General features: G+C 67.4%; 18 protein-coding genes. 8 read left to right on the top strand and 10 right to left on the bottom strand.

The window, feature by feature from the left end:
• Window positions 1-25: 25 nt before the first annotated feature.
• Together AC4GYU_RS05825 and AC4GYU_RS05830 are read right to left on the bottom strand one after the other, a co-directional pair.
• Window positions 26-3,214 (bottom strand): efflux RND transporter permease subunit, encoded by a 3,189-nt coding sequence (locus AC4GYU_RS05825; RefSeq protein ID WP_491085947.1) that lies wholly within the window; start codon window positions 3,212-3,214, stop codon window positions 26-28.
• Window positions 3,215-3,238: 24 nt separating this feature from the next.
• The gene (locus tag AC4GYU_RS05830) at window positions 3,239-4,432 is read right to left on the bottom strand and encodes an efflux RND transporter periplasmic adaptor subunit (RefSeq protein ID WP_491085948.1); all 1,194 of its coding nucleotides are present in this window, start codon (window positions 4,430-4,432) and stop codon (window positions 3,239-3,241) included.
• 204 nt (window positions 4,433-4,636) lie between these two features.
• Between AC4GYU_RS05830 and AC4GYU_RS05835 the strand changes: the two genes are divergently transcribed.
• Window positions 4,637-4,900: a GlsB/YeaQ/YmgE family stress response membrane protein gene (locus AC4GYU_RS05835; protein WP_491085949.1), complete on the top strand. Its 264-nt coding sequence runs from the start codon at window positions 4,637-4,639 to the stop codon at window positions 4,898-4,900.
• Between the two features lie 10 nt (window positions 4,901-4,910).
• Here the strand turns inward: AC4GYU_RS05835 and AC4GYU_RS05840 are convergent, their stop codons facing one another.
• The 3 genes from AC4GYU_RS05840 to sciP form a co-directional block, all read right to left on the bottom strand.
• Window positions 4,911-5,183 (bottom strand): hypothetical protein, encoded by a 273-nt coding sequence (locus AC4GYU_RS05840; protein WP_491085950.1) that lies wholly within the window; start codon window positions 5,181-5,183, stop codon window positions 4,911-4,913.
• 76 nt (window positions 5,184-5,259) lie between these two features.
• A complete protein-coding gene (locus AC4GYU_RS05845) occupies window positions 5,260-5,517 on the bottom strand; it encodes a GlsB/YeaQ/YmgE family stress response membrane protein (protein WP_491085951.1) in 258 nt (85 codons plus the stop codon).
• Window positions 5,518-5,671: 154 nt separating this feature from the next.
• Window positions 5,672-5,971 (bottom strand): CtrA inhibitor SciP, encoded by a 300-nt coding sequence (gene sciP, locus AC4GYU_RS05850; protein ID WP_491085952.1) that lies wholly within the window; start codon window positions 5,969-5,971, stop codon window positions 5,672-5,674.
• 347 nt (window positions 5,972-6,318) lie between these two features.
• On the opposite strand from sciP, the gene mnmA reads away from it, so the two are divergent.
• Window positions 6,319-7,455 carry a tRNA 2-thiouridine(34) synthase MnmA gene (gene mnmA, locus AC4GYU_RS05855; RefSeq protein WP_491085953.1) on the top strand — a complete coding sequence of 379 codons (1,137 nt, stop codon included), beginning with the start codon at window positions 6,319-6,321 and terminating at the stop codon, window positions 7,453-7,455.
• On the opposite strand, the gene AC4GYU_RS05860 is transcribed toward mnmA, so the two are convergent.
• Entirely contained in the window at window positions 7,452-7,883 is a 432-nt protein-coding gene (locus AC4GYU_RS05860; RefSeq protein WP_491085954.1) for a hypothetical protein, read from the bottom strand. The genes mnmA and AC4GYU_RS05860 overlap by 4 nt on opposite strands.
• A gap of 74 nt (window positions 7,884-7,957) precedes the next feature.
• On the opposite strand from AC4GYU_RS05860, the gene AC4GYU_RS05865 reads away from it, so the two are divergent.
• Window positions 7,958-8,452, top strand: coding sequence for an NUDIX hydrolase (locus AC4GYU_RS05865; RefSeq protein WP_491085955.1), 495 nt, complete (start codon window positions 7,958-7,960; stop codon window positions 8,450-8,452).
• Here the strand turns inward: AC4GYU_RS05865 and AC4GYU_RS05870 are convergent.
• Genes AC4GYU_RS05870 through pdxH form a run of 3 tightly spaced genes read right to left on the bottom strand, consistent with a single transcriptional unit; the run spans window position 8,449 to window position 10,735 of the window.
• On the bottom strand, window positions 8,449-9,231 hold the full coding sequence (locus AC4GYU_RS05870; RefSeq protein WP_491085956.1) for a PhzF family phenazine biosynthesis protein: 783 nt from the start codon (window positions 9,229-9,231) through the stop codon (window positions 8,449-8,451). The genes AC4GYU_RS05865 and AC4GYU_RS05870 overlap by 4 nt on opposite strands.
• Complete coding sequence (locus AC4GYU_RS05875; protein WP_491085957.1) at window positions 9,228-10,154, bottom strand: cation diffusion facilitator family transporter; 927 nt, start codon at window positions 10,152-10,154, stop codon at window positions 9,228-9,230. Before AC4GYU_RS05875 ends, AC4GYU_RS05870 begins: the two co-directional genes overlap by 4 nt.
• Complete coding sequence (gene pdxH / locus AC4GYU_RS05880) at window positions 10,151-10,735, bottom strand: pyridoxamine 5'-phosphate oxidase (protein ID WP_491085958.1); 585 nt, start codon at window positions 10,733-10,735, stop codon at window positions 10,151-10,153. The genes AC4GYU_RS05875 and pdxH overlap by 4 nt, the downstream gene beginning before the upstream one ends.
• 86 nt (window positions 10,736-10,821) lie before the next feature.
• Here pdxH and AC4GYU_RS05885 point away from each other — a divergent pair, with 86 nt between their 5' ends.
• Genes AC4GYU_RS05885 through fabI form a run of 3 tightly spaced genes read left to right on the top strand, consistent with a single transcriptional unit; the run spans window position 10,822 to window position 13,600 of the window.
• Window positions 10,822-11,760, top strand: a complete 939-nt coding sequence (locus AC4GYU_RS05885; protein WP_491085959.1) for a DnaJ C-terminal domain-containing protein — start codon at window positions 10,822-10,824, stop codon at window positions 11,758-11,760.
• A gap of 8 nt (window positions 11,761-11,768) precedes the next feature.
• Window positions 11,769-12,800, top strand: a complete 1,032-nt coding sequence (locus tag AC4GYU_RS05890; RefSeq protein ID WP_491085960.1) for a YihY/virulence factor BrkB family protein — start codon at window positions 11,769-11,771, stop codon at window positions 12,798-12,800.
• Entirely contained in the window at window positions 12,797-13,600 is an 804-nt protein-coding gene (gene fabI, locus AC4GYU_RS05895; protein WP_491085961.1) for an enoyl-ACP reductase FabI, read from the top strand. Before AC4GYU_RS05890 ends, fabI begins: the two co-directional genes overlap by 4 nt.
• Window positions 13,601-13,643: 43 nt before the next feature.
• Here fabI and AC4GYU_RS05900 read toward each other — a convergent pair whose 3' ends face one another.
• The gene (locus AC4GYU_RS05900; protein WP_491085962.1) at window positions 13,644-14,042 is read right to left on the bottom strand and encodes a hypothetical protein; all 399 of its coding nucleotides are present in this window, start codon (window positions 14,040-14,042) and stop codon (window positions 13,644-13,646) included.
• A 107-nt stretch (window positions 14,043-14,149) separates the two neighbouring features.
• Here AC4GYU_RS05900 and AC4GYU_RS05905 point away from each other — a divergent pair, with 107 nt between their 5' ends.
• Entirely contained in the window at window positions 14,150-14,938 is a 789-nt protein-coding gene (locus AC4GYU_RS05905) for a helix-turn-helix domain-containing protein (RefSeq protein ID WP_491085963.1), read from the top strand.
• Window positions 14,935-15,933, top strand: coding sequence for a hypothetical protein (locus tag AC4GYU_RS05910; RefSeq protein ID WP_491085964.1), 999 nt, complete (start codon window positions 14,935-14,937; stop codon window positions 15,931-15,933). The genes AC4GYU_RS05905 and AC4GYU_RS05910 overlap by 4 nt, the downstream gene beginning before the upstream one ends.
• Window positions 15,934-15,968 lie beyond the last annotated feature (35 nt).

Consider the following 15,968-nt stretch of genomic DNA (forward strand, 5'->3'; position numbering starts at 1 on the left):
TCAATAGCCGAACCCTCGGTCGGGTTCACTCCGCCGGCTGGGGAATTCCCGCGCTGCCGGGAGCACGGGGCTCGTCGACCGCTTCCGGAACCTCATGCGCGGTGGCGCGAAGGTGCCGGCCGAGCTTGCGCCCGATCCAGGATTCGATGTCGATCGCCAGGCTGAAGTAGGCCGGGACCAGCAGCAGGGTGAGGAAGGTCGACATGAGGAGGCCGCCGATCACCGTCACGCCCATCGGCGCACGCCAGCTTCCGTCGCCGGTGAGGCTGAGCGCGATCGGGATCATGCCCGCGACCATCGCCACCGTGGTCATGACGATCGGCTGGGCGCGCTTGTGCCCGGCCTCGACGATCGCCTCGTCCTTGGTCATGCCATGGTCCATCATCTCGACCGCGAAGTCGACCAGCAGGATCGAGTTCTTGGCGACGATGCCGAACAGCATGAGCAAGCCGATGAATACCGGCAGGCTTAGCGGCTGGCCGGCGGCGTGGAGCGCGATGACCGCGCCGAGCGGCGCGAGCAGCAGCGACCCCAAGTTCACCAGAGGCGCGAGGAAGCGGCGGTAGAGCAGCACCAGCACCGCGAACACGAGGGCGATGCCCGCGAACACCGCGAGGACGAAGTTGAAGATCAGCTCCTGCTGCCACTTCTGGTCGCCGAGCGTCAGGCGCTGCACGCCCGCCGGGAGGTTCTTCATCGTCGGAAGCTGATCGATCTGCTTCCACGCATCGCCGCTGACGGCGTTGGGGATGAGGTCCGCGCCGACCGCGATGCGATACATCTGGTTGGTGCGGTTCACGGTCACCGGGCCCGAGCCGAAGGTGATCTCGGCGACCGACTTCAGCGGGACCGATCCGCCGCTCCCCGTGGGCACCGGCAGATTCTCGAGCGTGGCGATGTCCCGGCGCTCGGACTTGTCGAGGCTGACGATGATCGGGACCTGGCGGTCCGACAGCGAGAAGCGCGCGCTGTTCTGGTCGATGTCGCCGATGGTCGCGATGCGGATGGTCTGGGCCAGCGCCGAGGTGCTGACGCCGAGGTCCGCGGCGAGGTCGAAGCGCGGCTTGATGCGGATTTCCGGCCGGACCACGTCGCCCTGGACGCGCGGGGCGACCAGCATCGGAATGGTCTGCATCTCGTCCGAGATCTTGGCCGCGGCCACCGCCAGCTTCGCGGGATCGTCACCGCCGAGATAGAGGGTGATCGGACGCCCGCCGCTGCCCGGACCGCCGCCGCCCTGGCTCATGAAGTTGACCCGCGCGTCGGCGATTTGCGCGAGCTTGGGCGTGATCTCGCGCTCGATCTCGTAGCTCTTGGCGTCGCGGTCCTTCTTGTAGACGACGTTGATGAAGGCCGACGAGGTGAAGCTGCGCTGGAAGACGTTCTCGACGTTCGGATTCTGCAGCACGATGTCGGTGACCCGGCGCGTGACTTCCTTGGTCTGGTCGAGCGTGGTCCCCGGCGCGAGGCCGATGCGGATCGTGCTGTTGGGCAGATCGAGCTGCGGCTGGAAGGTCATCGACAGCGTGCTGATGCCGATGCCGGTGGCGATCAGGATCAGGAAGCCGACTCCGACCATCCAGATGCGATGATCGTGAATCCGCGCCCAGCGGCGGCCGAGGAAGCCCGAGGCGCGATCACGGGTGGCGACCGCCTTGCGGCTGTCGATCGTCCAGCGCAGCGCATTGAGGTAGCGCTCCATCCACTTGCCCGAGGCATGTTCCTGGACGCCGCCGCTGCGGAGGAAATAGGCGGCCATGAGCGGGGTGATCATGCGCGCGACGAGCAGGCTCATGAAGACCGCGAGGACGACCGTGTAGCCGAAGTTGCGGAAGAACTGGCCCGAGATGCCGGGCATCAGCGCCACGGGGAGGAACACCGCGACGATCGACATGGTGGTGGCAAGGACGGCGAGGCCGATCTCGTCCGCCGCGTCGATCGACGCCTGGTAGGCGCTCTTGCCCATGCGCATGTGGCGGACGATGTTCTCGATCTCCACGATCGCATCGTCGACGAGCACGCCCGCGACCAGCGCAAGCGCGAGCAGCGAGAGGAAGTTCAGGTTGATGGACATGAGGTCCATGAACCAGAAGGCCGGGATCGCCGAGAGCGGGATGGCGACCGCCGAGATGACGGTGGCGCGGACGTCGCGAAGGAACAGGAAGACCACGAGAACGGCCAGCACGGCGCCTTCGATCAGCGCGTGCATGGAGCTCGAATACTGGCCCTTCGTATAGTCGACGCTGTTGTTGATCTCGACGAAGCGGACGCGCGGGTCCTCCTTCTCGATCTTGCGCAGCTCGGCCCAGGTATTCTCGTAAGCAGTGACGTCCGAGGCGCCCTTGGCGCGGGCGACGTTGAAGCTGACCACCGGGCGGCCGCCGAGCTCGGTCGCCGAGCGCGGCTCGGCCGAGCTGTCGCGGACCTGAGCGATGTCGCCGAGGCGGACGAAGCGGCCACCGGGGAGGGCGATCTGCGTGTCAGCGAGCGCGGCGGCGCTCTTGGCGTTGCCGAGGACTCGGACGGTCTGTTCGGAGCCGGCGATCTCGGCGCGTCCGCCGGGGGCGTCGAGGTTGATCGCGCGAAGCTGCTGGTTGACCTGCGCCGCAGTGATCCCCTGCGACTGGAGTGCCGCGGGATCGAGGATGACGCGGATCTGGCGGTCGACGCCGCCTTCGCGGCTGACCTGCGCGACGCCGCTCTGCGCGAGCAGGCGGCGCGAGACCAGGCTGTCGACGTACCAGCTGAGTTCCTCGAGGCTCATGTCGGTCGCCTCGACGGCGATGAAGACGAAGCCGTCGCCGCCGATGTTCACGCGGCTGACCTGCGGTTCGAGGATGCCGTCGGGAAGGTCGCCGCGGATCTGGTCGATCGCCGCCTTGACGTCATTGACCGCGCGGTCAGTCGGAGTGCCGATCTTGAACTGGATGAAGGTGTTGCTGTTGCCTTCGCGAACGTCCGAATTGATCTCGTCCACGCCGTCGACACCGCGCACCGCGGCCTCGACCTTCTGGGTCACCTGGTTGACCATCTCCGACGGGGCGGCGCCCGGCTGGGAGATGTTCACGTTGGCGGCCGGAAAATCGATGTCCGGGTTGTTCGTGATCTCCATCGTCGCGAAGGCGTAGATGCCGGTCAGCAGCAGCGCGATGAAGAGCACGATCGGGGGAACCGGGTTGCGAATGCACCAGGCCGAGATGTTGCGGAAGCTCATGGTTCTTGCCTGTCCTTAAGCCGCCTAGTTGGCGGCAGCCTGCCGCTTCGGATTGACCTTCTGGCCCGGGTTGAGGAACGGCCCCGCCGACAGCACGACCATCTCCTGGCCGCTGAGCCCGGCGACGATGGTAGCACCGCTCTCGTCGACCGTGCCGACCTTAACGTTGCGCCGCTCGGCCTCGTTCTTGGCGTTGACGACGTAAACGTAATTGCCTTCCCCGTCGGACAGCACCGCGCTCTGCGGAAGCAGCGGCGCGGTGGTCGCGCCGGCCGAGATCCGCGCTTCGGCGAAGCCGCCGGGGCGGACACCGGCCGAATAGGGGATGGCAATCCGGACTTCGCCCTGGCGGCTGTTCGGATCGATCACGGGCGCGACCTGCCAGACCGAGCCGGTGATGCTGGTGCCGGCGCCGATGGGGGTGACGCTGGCCGGCATGCCGACGCGAATCGCCGCGAGGTCCTGCTGCGAGAGCTGCGCGCGCATCTCCATCTCGCCGCCACGGGCGAGGCGGAACAGTCCCTGGCTGCCCGGGCCGATGACCTGGCCGACTTCGAGGTTGCGCTGGAGGATGAGGCCCGCGGTGGGGGCGCGGATGTCGAGCAGGCCGATGCCGGCGCGGGTGGCGCCGAGCTGAGCCTCGGCGACCCGGACCTGCGCATTGGCCTGGTCGCGCGCCGCCTTCTTGCGGTCGAGGTCGGCCTTGGAGACGAAGCCCCGGCCGACGAGCGCTGCCGAGCGGTCATATTCATTCTGCGCCAAGGCCGCGCTGGCGCGGGCCGAAGCCACGGCGGCCGCGAGCTGGGCGCTGGTCTGGACCTGGACCGAACGGTCGACGGTGGCAAGGGTCTGGCCCGCGCGGACCCAGGTGCCGGCATCGACAAGGACGGCGGTGACCCGCCCGCCCTGGCCGGCGGCGCCGATCGGCTGGTCGCGGCGAGCGGCGAGGGCGCCGCTGGCGGTGATGATGCGCGCGACCTGCGAGCGGCCGGGGACGACCACGCTGACCGTGGGGACCTGCCCGCCACGACCGCCGCCCTGCGCGCCGGCAGCGGCGGTTTCGCCCTCGGCCGGCTTGTCGGAGCGACCGAACAGGTAATAGGCCAAGGCCAGCACCAGCACGGCCGCCACCACCGCGAGGATCATGTTGCGGCGCCGCCGCGAACCATCGACCACCACGATCGTTTCGTCCCGCTCCAGCCGGGTCTCGCGATTCATCTGCACAACCTTTTCCATCAAATGCGACCTAGCGCCGCGCGCCCACTGTATTAGACCTGTAAGTCACCAAGTGCAACACAAGGCGAAGGGCCGACCAACGGCAAGGGTCATTCGACCAACGGCCGCCGCTTACCCGTGAAAAGAGGTTTGCTCCGGCAGCCGCTTCGTGGATAGCCTGAGGCGCGACACGAAGGAGGGCCACTAATGCTTGCAGATTATGGTTGGTTGAGCTGGATCATCATCGGCTTCATCGCGGGTGCGATCGCCAAGGCGGTGATGCCGGGCAAGGATCCGGGTGGCTGCGTCATCACCATCCTCCTCGGGATCGGCGGCGCGATGGTGGCGGGTTTCCTGGGGCGGGCGCTCGGCTGGTACAATGAGCCCACCGACGGCGCGGGATTCCTAGCGGCGATCGCCGGCGCCTTCCTCATCCTCCTCATCTACCGTTTGATCTTGAAGCGCCGCTAAACGGCATTCGTCAGCGGCGCTGGAGCCTTTGCACGGCGACAGCGCCGCCAAGCGCCAGGAAGGCGCCGAGCAGCGACAAGAGGACGCCGGGCAGCGAGAAGCCGGTCGCCTCGAGCCGGCCGGCAAGGACCGGCACGATCAGCAGTGCACCAAGCAGGGCACCGGCGGCGCCAAGCGCGACGGTGGTCAGCACTTCGCGAGCGGTCTGGGCGTGAAGGATCACGCTGGCGATCCAGCCGAGCGCCGCGCCGGCGATGATGAGGGCCAACCAGGTCAGAGGCATGATGGCCTCCTACGACAAGGGGCCGCCCACTCCAAGAGTGGACGGCCCCGATGTCATTCAACCGAGATCGATGCGCTTAGCGCACGCGACCACGACGAACGAGGTTCACGATCGCGAGCAGGACGATGGCGCCCAGCAGCGAGTAGAGGAAGCTCTCGATGGTGATGCCATTGTTCAGGCTGGCACCGCCGCCGAGCAGGAAGCCGGCGAGCGCCGCACCGATGATGCCAACGATGATGTTCAGGAAGATGCCCTGCTGACCGTCGGTCCGCATGACGATGCTCGCCAGCCACCCGCAGATGCCGCCGACGATAAGCCAGATGATGATACCCATATGCGTTCCCTCCTGTATCCGTCCGTGCGTGACCGCCGGACGGTTCTTGCGGCATCAAGACGCCCGTATGGCTTGTCTTGTTCCGGAGTAGGGAACGGCGAACTGACGTGTCGGTTCCGAAACGAGCCCGAGGAGGTCGGACTCGTCCGGCAAATCAGTAGCGCTGCTGGCGCTCGTAGACCTGACGATAATGCTGGATTCGGGTCACGCGCAGGCCGGGCATGCCGCTGCGGTCGACCGCGCGCTGCCAGCTCGCGAATTCCTCGAGGCTGAGACCATAACGCTGGCAGGCTTCGTCGACGGTGAGGAGACCGCCAGCGACGGCCGCGACGACTTCCGCCTTGCGGCGGACGACCCAGCGGGTGGTGTCCGGTGAGGGAAGCGAATCGAGGGTCAGCGGCTCGCCGAGGGGGCCGATCACCTGATGCGGACGAAACTTCTGATTCTCTAGCATTGCTTCCTCAGGCGGATCTTGGTGGCATTGGCTTGGTGAGGCTCGTTTAACGCCGGCCCCCTCAAGCAATTCTGAAGTCCGCTGGTAAACGGGGTCGTCATATTTGGTTCGCAGTCCGCGAAGGTGCCCCCACGACATCCTTGCTTCATGCGTTCCCCGGTGAGCAGGGCCACGACCGCCGCGAGGCGCGATCGACCGTCTCCCGCCGGGCCGAGGCTTGCCAGCACGGCGCCAAGCTCATCCGAGCTCAAGGCCGTCGCCGGTACTAATTGCCTACCCAGTTCCACCAAGCTCTTGGCCTTCCTCCATCGTGGCGCCACGGAAGGACCACTAGCGAAAGAGGGTGAATGCCGAGTAAAGACCCGGCCGTGTCATCCACAGATTTCCAGCTCGAGAAGCCGATTTCGGCTGCGCGGATCGTCGTCGCCATGTCCGGCGGGGTCGATTCGTCGGTCGCGGCCATGCTCGCGGCACGCTCGGGCGCCGAGGTCATCGGGGTGACGCTCCAGCTTTACGACCATGGCGAGGCGGTGAAGCGCTCGGGCGCCTGCTGCGCCGGGCAGGACATCTATGATGCGGCGCAGGTCTGCGAGCGGCTCGGCATCGCTCATTATGTGCTCGATTACGAAAGCCGCTTCCGCGAGGGCGTGATCGAGCGTTTTGCCGACGATTATGCGCGGGGTCGGACGCCCGTGCCCTGTTCGCTCTGCAACCAGGGCGTGAAGTTCACCGACCTTCATGCCTTCGCCCGCGAGCTTGGCGCCGACGCGCTGGTGACGGGCCATTATGTCCGGCGGGTGGTGCGCAACGGCAAGGCCGAGCTCCACAAGGGGCGCGACCCGGCGCGCGACCAGAGCTATTTCCTCTACGGCACCACCGCCGAGCAGCTCGACCTGTTGCGCTTCCCGATCGGGGAATTGCCCAAGAGCGCGGTCCGCGACCTCGCGCAGGAAGCCGGCCTGTCGGTCGCGGCCAAGCCCGACAGCCAGGACATCTGTTTCGTCCCGGACGGGGACTATGCCGGGCTGGTGAAACGGATGCGGGCCGAGACCGAGGCGCCGGGCGAGATCGTCGACCTCGAGGGCCGGGTGCTCGGGCGCCACGCCGGGGTCGTCCACTTCACGGTGGGGCAGCGCCGCGGGCTTGAGATCGGCGGCCATGCCGAACCGCTCTACGTCGTCCGGATCGAGCCGGCCGAGCGGCGGCTGGTGGTCGGTCCCAAGCAGGCGCTTGCGGTCGCCGAGGCCGAGGTCACCGACTGGAACTGGCTCGGCGAGGATCAGCAGGAGGTCGAGGCGAAGGTCCGGTCGCTCAGTCGCCCGGTCGCCGCACGGCGCGACGGTGACAGGATCCGCTTCGCCCAGCCGGAATATGGCGTCGCACCGGGCCAGGCCCTCGTCGTCTACGAGGGCGACCGGCTGCTTGGCGGAGGCTGGATCGACCGGACGGTGCCGGCTTTGCCCGAGGCGCTCGCGGCCGCCTAGTCGGGCTGGCCGAGGAACTTGGCCTGGAAAGTCTGGCCCTTCACCACCTTCACCCACCAATTGCCGAGCGCGCCGCGCTTCACCGTCACGGCATCGCCCGCCTTGGGCATCCTTTCATTGCCTTCGAGCTGGAAGATCCAGCGATCGCCATTGTCGAACTGGACCAGCATCCGGTCATAGCCTTGCTGCTTCATCGCCCGGATCCGCGCCTCGAGCGCCTTGGGACCGAGCGAGCGGGCTTCGAGCGCACCGGCCTCGGCTGCCTTGCGCAGCGGCGCGATCGCCGAATCGAAGCAGGCGAGGCGCTGGGCGGAGTCGGCGATCTTGGGGCATGCGAGGACCGCCTCGAGGCGCGGATCGACCTTCTGCGCCGCTGCCGCAACGGGAAGCAGCAGCGCTGCCGCACCGAATAACATCGTCAACCGCATGCGCATCCTCCCCGTAGTTACCCCGTCACAAGCATGGCATTGCGCCACGGTGCTGAAAAGCCGAAAGGCAGGCCATGCCGCGGACATCCTTCCCGCCCAAGAAGCGAAGTGCCGGCGTGCTCCTTTACCGGCGGCGCGGAGGGCGGATCGAAGTGCTCCTCGGGCATCCGGGCGGTCCCTATTGGACGCGCAAGGACGAAGGTGCCTGGATGGTGCCCAAGGGCGCGGTCGAGGCCGGCGAGCAAGCGCTCGAGGCGGCGCTCAGGGAGTTTGCCGAGGAAGTAGGGCCGGTCCCTTCCGGCAATCCGGTGCCGCTGAAGACCATCCGCCAGAATGGCGGCAAGCTGGTCGAAGTCTTCGCGCTCGAGGGCGAGTTCGATCCGGCGCAGCTGGAAAGCAATGATTTCGAGATGGAATGGCCGCCGCGGTCGGGCCAGATGCGCCACTATCCCGAGCTCGACCGTGTCGACTGGATGGGCCTCGAGGAAGCCGAGGCGCGGATGCTGGAAAGCCAGCGGCCGCTGATCGCGGCGTTGCGCGAACTGCTGTCGAGCGACGCTGCCGACTAGAGCTGGAAACTGCCCTCGATCACGGTGCGGCACTGGCCCGAGAGGAGCACGCGGTCACCGTCGAGGGTGCAGTCGAGCAGGCCGCCGCGCGGTCCGACCTGCGCCGCGCTGAAGCTCTTCCGTTCGAGCCGCCCGGCCCAGAAGGGGACGAGCGCGGCATGAGCGGCGCCCGTCACCGGATCCTCGTCGATGCCGACGTTGGCGGCGAACACCCGGCTCGCGATTTCCTGCATGTCGCCCGGCGCGGTGACGATCACCAGCGCATCGATGCCGCGGAGGGCAGCGAAGTCGGGGCCGACCGCGCGGACGGCGGCTTCGTCGGCGAGGAGGACGATGATCGTCTGCTCGGCATTGTGGCCGACGAACGTCTCTCCCGATACGCCGAGCGCCGAAAGCGCCTCGGCAGCCGGGGCGGGACTGACGCTGGCGGCGGGGAGGCTGAGCTCAAGGCGGTCGCCGGCAACCCGACGCACCGTCAGCAGCCCGGCCTGGCGAGTCCGGAAGCGCAATAGATCGCCGCTCATCAGGACATGGCCCGAGGCGATGGTCGCGTGGCCGCACATCGGCACTTCGGTAGTGGGGGTGAACCAGCGCAGCTCGTAATCGGCATCGTCGCTGGCCGAGGGCACGGTGAAGGCGGTCTCGCTGAGGTTGTTCTCGGCCGCGATGGCCTGGAGCGTCGCGTCGGGGAGCCATTCCTCAAGTGGCATCACCGCGGCGGGATTGCCGCTGAGCGGGGTGGGCGCGAAGGCGTCGACCTGGAAGAAGGGAATGATCATGTCCGCTCCGTCAGGTGGTGGGGCAGCATGCCCTCCCGGTCGGTATGCCCCTCGGGATCGAGGTGAAGCAGGATCTCCGTGCCCGGAAAACGCTTCTGCAATTCCTCCTCCACACGGTCGAGCCGGTCGTGCGCCTGGCGGACGGTCCAGTCCTCTGGCACCCAGACGTGGAACTGGATGAAGTCATGCACGCCCGAGGTGCGGGTGCGGACGTCGTGGATGCCCTTGAGTTCGGGATAATCGGCACAGGCGGAGAGAAAGGCGAGGCGCTTCTCCTCGGGCCATTCGGCGTCCATCAGCTGGTTGACGCTCTCGCCCGCGGCGCGCCACGCACCCCACAACAGCCAGAGGGCAAGCGCCACGCCGAAGGCCGCGTCGGCGCCCTTCACCCTCAGATATTGCTCGATCACCAGCGCGGCGATGACCGCGCCGTTGAGGAACAGGTCCGACTTGTAGTGGATGTTGTCGGTCTGGATCGCGATCGAGCCGGTCTTGGCGATGACCCTCTTCTGGTAGCTGAGGAGCAGCAGGGTGGCGGCCATGGCGGCGATCGAGACGCCGATGCCGAGCTCGGCATTGGCGGTCTCGGCGCCGTTGAGCAGGCGGTCGATCGCGCGCCAGCCGATCCCGAGCGCACTCGCGGCGATCAGCACGACCTGCCCCAGCGCGACCAGGGCCTCGGCCTTGCCATGACCGAAGCGATGGTCGTGATCGGCCGGAAGCGCGGCAATGCGGACCCCGGCGAGCGTCACCAGGCTGGCGACGAGATCGAGGGCGGTGTCGGCGAGGCTGCCAAGCATGGCGGTCGAATCGGTCGCAATCGCGGCCCAGCTTTTCGCCACGAGCAGGGTGAGGGCCATGCTGACGCTGGCGATGGCGGCGCGCTGGGACAGGCGCGCGCGCTCGGGACCGGTTACTCTCATGGGTACAACAAGCCTTCGCTCCAGCTCCCGTCGCCATCGCGGGTGAAGAGCCGGCGGTGATGGAGGCGGAACTCCCCGTCCTCCCAGAATTCGATCCGGTCGGGGACCAGGCGGAAACCCGACCAGTGCGGCGGACGACCGACATCCTCCTCGCCGAAGCGCGCCTTCATGGCTTCGAGCTTGGCAAGGAAATCGTCGCGCGAGCCGAGCGGCCGCGACTGGTCGCTCGCCCAGGCACCGATCCGGCTGTCGCGCGAGCGGCTCGCGAAATAGGCGTCCGCGTCGGCATCGCTGACCTGCACGAGGTGGCCCTCGGCGCGGACCTGCTTACGCAAACTCTTCCAGTGGATGCACAGAGCGGCGAATGGGTTGGCGGCAATCTCGCTGCCCTTGCGGCTTTCGAGATTGGTGAAGAAGCCGAAGCCCTCGGGTCCGTAGAGCCGCATCAGGACCATCCGGACCGACGGGCGGCCGTCGGGGGTCGCGGTGGCCAGCGCCATGGCGTCGGGATCATTGATCTCCTTCGCCTGGGCCTCGCTCATCCAGGTGGCAAAGAGGGCGAAGGGATCGGTCGCGGCCATGGCGCGGCCTCTATCGCCGGATGACCTTGGCAGGCAAGCGACCGGCGCATAGCTAGCCAGCCGATGATCTTGCTCTATGAGGAGCCATGGACCTTTACGCACGCCTCGGGGTGAAGCGGGGGGCGACCGACGCCGAGATCAAGAAGGCGTATCGCAGCCTCGCGAAGCAACTGCATCCCGACCGGAACCAGGACAATCCCAAGGCCGCCGAGCGCTTTGCGCAGGTAACGGCCGCCTACGACCTGCTGTCGGACAGCGCCAAGCGGGCGCGTTACGACCGCGGTGAGATCGACGAGGACGGCAACCCCAAGATGCCGTTCGGCGGTGGCGGCTCCTACGGCGGCGCGCGGCCGGCCGGCGGCGGTGCCGGCTTCGAGGGCTTTCCCGGCGGCGGCGGCGCGGCGCCCGATCTGTCGGACCTCTTCGAAGGGCTGTTCGGCGGGAGCACGCGGCGGCCGACCGGCGGTGGCTTCGGTGGCGGCGGGCGGTCGCGGGCTGCTCCCAAGGGCGCCGACATCGCTTATCGCCTGACCGTCCCCTTCGTCGATGCGGCGATGCTGAGCCCGCAGCGGGTGACGTTGGCGGGCGGCGCGACGGTCGAGATCAAGCTTCCCAAGGGGGTAGAGGACGGCGCCAAGATCCGCCTCGGCGGAAAGGGCGAGCAGGGACCCGGCGGCAATGGCGATGCGATCATCACCATCGCCATCGAGCCGCATCGATTCTTCGTCCGCGACGGCAACAATGTCCGTCTCGACCTTCCCGTCTCGCTGCGTGAGGCGGTCCTCGGTGGCAAGGTGAAGGTACCGACGCCCGACGGCGCGGTGATGCTGAGCATCCCGAAGGGATCGAGCGCGGGCAAGGTGCTGCGGATCAAGGGCCGAGGCTTCAGCGACAAGAGCGGCACGCGCGGCGACCTCCTGGTCTCGCTGATGATCGACATTCCCGCGGGTGATGCGGCGCTCGAGCAATTTGTCAGCGGCTGGACGGGCGGCGAAGGCAACCCGCGCGCGGGTCTCGGCGTCTAGACAGGCGGATGAAGGATCTATCGCCGCAAAGTCCCGAGGCCCGCCGCAAGCGGCTGGCCAAGCTCAAGGCGCGGTTCGGCGAGCAGGTGGTCGACCGGATCCGGCCGGGCACGCGGCCGTTCGAAATCCTGAAAAGGGTCGGGGTCGGCGTCTACAACGATGGCTTCATCCACGCCGGCAACCTTGCCTATCTCAGCCTGCTGTCGATGTTTCCCTTCTTCATCCTCGCCGCCGCCATCGCGCAGCTGCTGGGGAGTACCCAGGGCGCGCAGCAGGTCGTCTTCAACGTTCTCCAGTCGGTCCCGCCCGATATCGCTGCGGTGGTTCGCGAGCCGATCCGCGAAGTGCTGACCGCCCGCCAAGGGCCGCTCCTGTGGTTCGGCGCGATCGTCGGGCTGTGGACCGCGAGCAGCTTCATCGAGACGATCCGCGACATCCTCAGGCGAGCCTATGGCGTCAAATATGGCGCGCCCTTCTGGGAATATCGGCTGATCTCGATCGTCTTCCTGCTCGGCCTCGTGCTGCTGCTGATGATCGCGCTGGCGCTGACCGTGGTACTGAGCTCGCTCGAGGCGCTGCTTCTCCATGTCGTGCCGCAATTCCAGCAGCTGATCGAATCGCTCTATCTCGTGAAGCTGCTGCCGACGGTGATGCTCTATGCGACCGTCTACCTCATCTTCGTGGTGCTGACCCCGTCGCGCTACCGCAAGTTCCATTGCCGCAAGTGGCCGGGCGCGTTGCTGGTGACCTGCTGGTGGGTGGCGACGGCCGTGCTGCTGCCCAAGGCGATCGGCCTCGCCGGCGGTTATGACCTTACCTACGGCAGCCTCGCCGGCGTGATGATCACCCTCCTGTTCTTCTTCGTCGTCGGGCTTGGCGTGGTGATGGGCGCCGAACTGAACGCCGCACTGGCGGAAACCGGACCGACCGCGCTAGAGGGCGAGGTCTTCAAGGGGCCGCATGCGGAGGAACTCGATATCGAGACTCCGGGGCCGGACGAAGTCGTAAGCAAGGGAAGCGGGGAGACACAGGCGGCATGACGGGATTGATGACGGGCAAGCGGGGGCTGATCATGGGCCTCGCGAACGATCGCTCGCTGGCCTGGGGCATCGCCAAGCAGCTCGCCGAGCAGGGCGCGGAGCTGGCCTTCTCCTATCAGGGCGAGGCGCTTGAGAAGCGCGTGCGTCCGCTCGCCGCGGAGCTGGGCAGCGACTTCCTCGTGGACTGCGATGTCGGCGACATGGACGCGCTTGATCGGACCTTTTCCGAAGTCGAGAAGCGCTGGGGCGGGCTCAATTTCCTCGTCCATGCCATCGGCTTCTCGGACAAGAACGAGCTTCGCGGCCGCTTCGTCGACACGACCCTCGACAACTTCCTGCTGACGATGAACATCTCGGTCTACAGCTTCGTCGCGGTGTCGCAGCGCGCGGCCAAGCTGATGAAGCCCGGCGGAAGCCTGCTGACGTTAACCTACTACGGCGCCGAGAAGGTCATCCCGCACTACAACGTCATGGGCGTCGCCAAGGCCGCGCTCGAGACCGCGACCAAATATCTCGCGGCCGACCTCGGCAAGGACGGGGTCCGGGTCAATGCGATCAGCGCCGGCCCGATCAAGACGCTGGCGGCAAGCGGGATCGGCGATTTCCGCTACATCCTCAAATGGAACGAGCTCAACAGCCCGCTTCGCCGCAACGTCACGATCGAGGATGTCGGCGGCGCCGGCCTCTACCTGCTGAGCGATCTTTCCGCTGGCGTGACCGGCGAGATCCACCATGTCGACGCCGGCTATAATGTGGTCGGCATGAAGGCTGAGGACGCGCCCGACATCGCGACCGTCTGAGCGGGAAGGGGCGACGCCACCACGGCGCCGCCCACCCGACTTCTCAGCCGATGGCCGTGGCCGCCCGCTGCGAGGCTCGAAGGCCCATCCATTCCAATGCGGCCATGCCGAGGACCGCGAGGCCCTGTGCGCTGACCAGGGTCCGACCCAGCGCGGTGGCGTCGGGGCTGTCGGCGGCAACGAGAAAGCTTGCCGCGGCCCAGCCGACATTGCCGACGATGACGAGCATCACCAGCGCGTGGGCTGCACGGGTTTTGAGCCCGAGCGCGAGGATGAAGAGCCCGATCGGGATCAGGGTCGCCGCCGCGCCCGTCAGGAGCGCCGCCGGCAGGCCTATGAGCGGCGACAGCGTCGCCGACAGCGGCAGGATGAGCGCGGCCAGGCCGAGGCAGCTGAGGCCGTCGAGTTTGAGGACCGTGCGGAGGAAGGGCGAAAGGATCATCGTCAGGCTCCTTGGGGTTGGGAAGCCGATGGATGATCGAGAAGAGGGCTTGCTGCGATTACCTCCGAGGTAATGGAATTGCGCGGGAAGCAGCCTAACATGAGGCCGTGCAGCAAGAGCCGGCCATCGGGGAACAGCTTCGCGCGTGGCGGCAGCGCCGCCGCCTCAGCCAGCTCGACCTCGCCTGCCAGGCCGAGCTCAGCGCCCGCCACCTGAGCTTCGTCGAGACGGGCCGGAGCCGACCCTCGCGCGAGATGATCGAGCGACTGTCCGAAGCACTCGCGCTGCCGCTCCGGACACGCAATGCCCTGTTGCTGGCAGGCGGGTTCGCACCGCGCTTTCCCGAGCGGCCGGCCGCGGTGAGCGCCGATTCGATGGCCGCGGTGCAGCAGGTGCTCGACTGCCAGATGCCATTTCCTTCGCTCGCCATCGATGCGGGCTGGAACCTCGTTGCGAGCAATGCCGCGGTGCCGCCCTTGCTTGCCGGCGTGTCCCCGATGTTGCTGGCGCCGCCGGTCAATGTGCTCCGGCTGAGCCTCCACCCCGAAGGCCTCTCCCCACGGATCGAGAATCTCGCGGAGTGGAAGCGACATCTGCTCGCGCGGGTCCGACACCAGATCGCGCAGGGAGGAGAGCCCGGGCTCCAGACGCTGCTCGGCGAGCTCATCGCCTATCCCGCCGCAGTGAGCACGAGCCCAGAGGAGGCCGCCACGGTGTCGCTGGTCGCGACCCCGATGCGCATGGCGACCCCGGCGGGGACCCTCAACCTCCTTTCCACCACCACGGTGTTCGGAACGCCGGTCGAGGTGACCTTGTCGGAAGTGGCGATCGAGACCTTCTTCCCGGCAGACGAGACGACCCGTGGGCGATTGCTCGCGCTTCAGGAGGCTGCATGACCTCATCACGATTTCTGGCGATGCTTGGACTGGCGCTCGGGCTTTCCGCCATCGCCGATGCGGCTTCCGCGGCGCCCTGCCGTTTCTCGCCGTTCGATCAGCAGTGGCTAAGCCGGTCGGTGAGCGCCTGGCATGTCGCGCGGACGCAGATCCTCGGGCGCCGGGACAGCGGACCGATCGAGGCCATCGTCTTCGATCGCCACTGTGCCCTGCGAAGCCAGACGGCATTCAACAGGACAGGCGGCCGGTGGCAGGCAAGCGCCATTCCCGGCTCCGGCTTGCGCGTCGGCAGCCAGGATATTCCGGTCGGGGTCTTCTCCGCGGCGCTGGCCGACGAAAAGGCGCAGCGCTTCGTCATGTCGACGCCGACTGTGTGGACCGCGGGCAAGGTCCCGCCCGGCGTGCTCGGGCTCGACCGGTTGATGACCGCGGTGCTGCTGCACGAGGCGACCCACCTCTACCAGATGCGCAGCTACGGGGCGCGAATCAGCGAGCTTCAGGCGCGCGAACATATTCCCGACGACGATTTCGACGATGATGCCATCCAGCGCCGCTTCGAAAGCGACAAGGGTTTTGCCGACAGCATCGCCCGGGAGACCGCCCTCTATCTCGCGGCAGCGGAGGCGAAGGACCGGTCCGAGGTGGAGGCGCTGGCCCGGGAGGCGCGCGCGCTGACCGCGGCACGACAGGCGAAATATTATGTCGCCGACCAGGCCTATCAGCGCGACGCCGAGGCTTTGTGGTTCACCATGGAAGGCTCGGGCCAGTGGGTCGGTTACCGGTGGCTCCGGATGCCCGCGGCTCGCGGCGGGGCCGGCGAGAGCCGCGAACGGGCGATGGCGGGCTTCGGCCAGCGCGGCCGCCACTGGTCGCAGCTTCAGGGCCTTGCCATGGTCTTGCTCGTCGAGCGGCTCGATCCGCCGGGCTGGAAGGATCATCTCTTCGGCAGCGGGGGCGAAACGGCGGGTCAATTGCTCGATCGCGCGCTCCGTTAAGACTGATTGTTGTGCAGCGGTTTAAGGTTGGGCAA

It is taken from the genome of Sphingomonas sp. SP2 (genome assembly GCF_058313385.1).

What these genes read in the sequence shown, in the direction of transcription:
- mnmA (WP_491085953.1), top strand. Translation starts at nt 6,319, where the DNA reads ATGCCGAGTAAAGACCCGGCCGTGTCATCCACAGATTTCCAGCTCGAG.
- AC4GYU_RS05835 (WP_491085949.1), top strand. Translation starts at nt 4,637, where the DNA reads ATGCTTGCAGATTATGGTTGGTTGAGCTGGATCATCATCGGCTTCATC.
- AC4GYU_RS05900 (WP_491085962.1), bottom strand. Translation starts at nt 14,042, where the DNA reads ATGATCCTTTCGCCCTTCCTCCGCACGGTCCTCAAACTCGACGGCCTC.
- AC4GYU_RS05865 (WP_491085955.1), top strand. Translation starts at nt 7,958, where the DNA reads ATGCCGCGGACATCCTTCCCGCCCAAGAAGCGAAGTGCCGGCGTGCTC.
- AC4GYU_RS05870 (WP_491085956.1), bottom strand. Translation starts at nt 9,231, where the DNA reads ATGATCATTCCCTTCTTCCAGGTCGACGCCTTCGCGCCCACCCCGCTC.
- AC4GYU_RS05830 (WP_491085948.1), bottom strand. Translation starts at nt 4,432, where the DNA reads ATGAATCGCGAGACCCGGCTGGAGCGGGACGAAACGATCGTGGTGGTC.
- AC4GYU_RS05885 (WP_491085959.1), top strand. Translation starts at nt 10,822, where the DNA reads ATGGACCTTTACGCACGCCTCGGGGTGAAGCGGGGGGCGACCGACGCC.
- fabI (WP_491085961.1), top strand. Translation starts at nt 12,797, where the DNA reads ATGACGGGATTGATGACGGGCAAGCGGGGGCTGATCATGGGCCTCGCG.
- AC4GYU_RS05825 (WP_491085947.1), bottom strand. Translation starts at nt 3,214, where the DNA reads ATGAGCTTCCGCAACATCTCGGCCTGGTGCATTCGCAACCCGGTTCCC.
- AC4GYU_RS05910 (WP_491085964.1), top strand. Translation starts at nt 14,935, where the DNA reads ATGACCTCATCACGATTTCTGGCGATGCTTGGACTGGCGCTCGGGCTT.
- AC4GYU_RS05890 (WP_491085960.1), top strand. Translation starts at nt 11,769, where the DNA reads ATGAAGGATCTATCGCCGCAAAGTCCCGAGGCCCGCCGCAAGCGGCTG.
- AC4GYU_RS05860 (WP_491085954.1), bottom strand. Translation starts at nt 7,883, where the DNA reads ATGCGGTTGACGATGTTATTCGGTGCGGCAGCGCTGCTGCTTCCCGTT.
- sciP (WP_491085952.1), bottom strand. Translation starts at nt 5,971, where the DNA reads ATGCTAGAGAATCAGAAGTTTCGTCCGCATCAGGTGATCGGCCCCCTC.
- AC4GYU_RS05875 (WP_491085957.1), bottom strand. Translation starts at nt 10,154, where the DNA reads ATGAGAGTAACCGGTCCCGAGCGCGCGCGCCTGTCCCAGCGCGCCGCC.
- pdxH (WP_491085958.1), bottom strand. Translation starts at nt 10,735, where the DNA reads ATGGCCGCGACCGATCCCTTCGCCCTCTTTGCCACCTGGATGAGCGAG.
- AC4GYU_RS05845 (WP_491085951.1), bottom strand. Translation starts at nt 5,517, where the DNA reads ATGGGTATCATCATCTGGCTTATCGTCGGCGGCATCTGCGGGTGGCTG.
- AC4GYU_RS05840 (WP_491085950.1), bottom strand. Translation starts at nt 5,183, where the DNA reads ATGCCTCTGACCTGGTTGGCCCTCATCATCGCCGGCGCGGCGCTCGGC.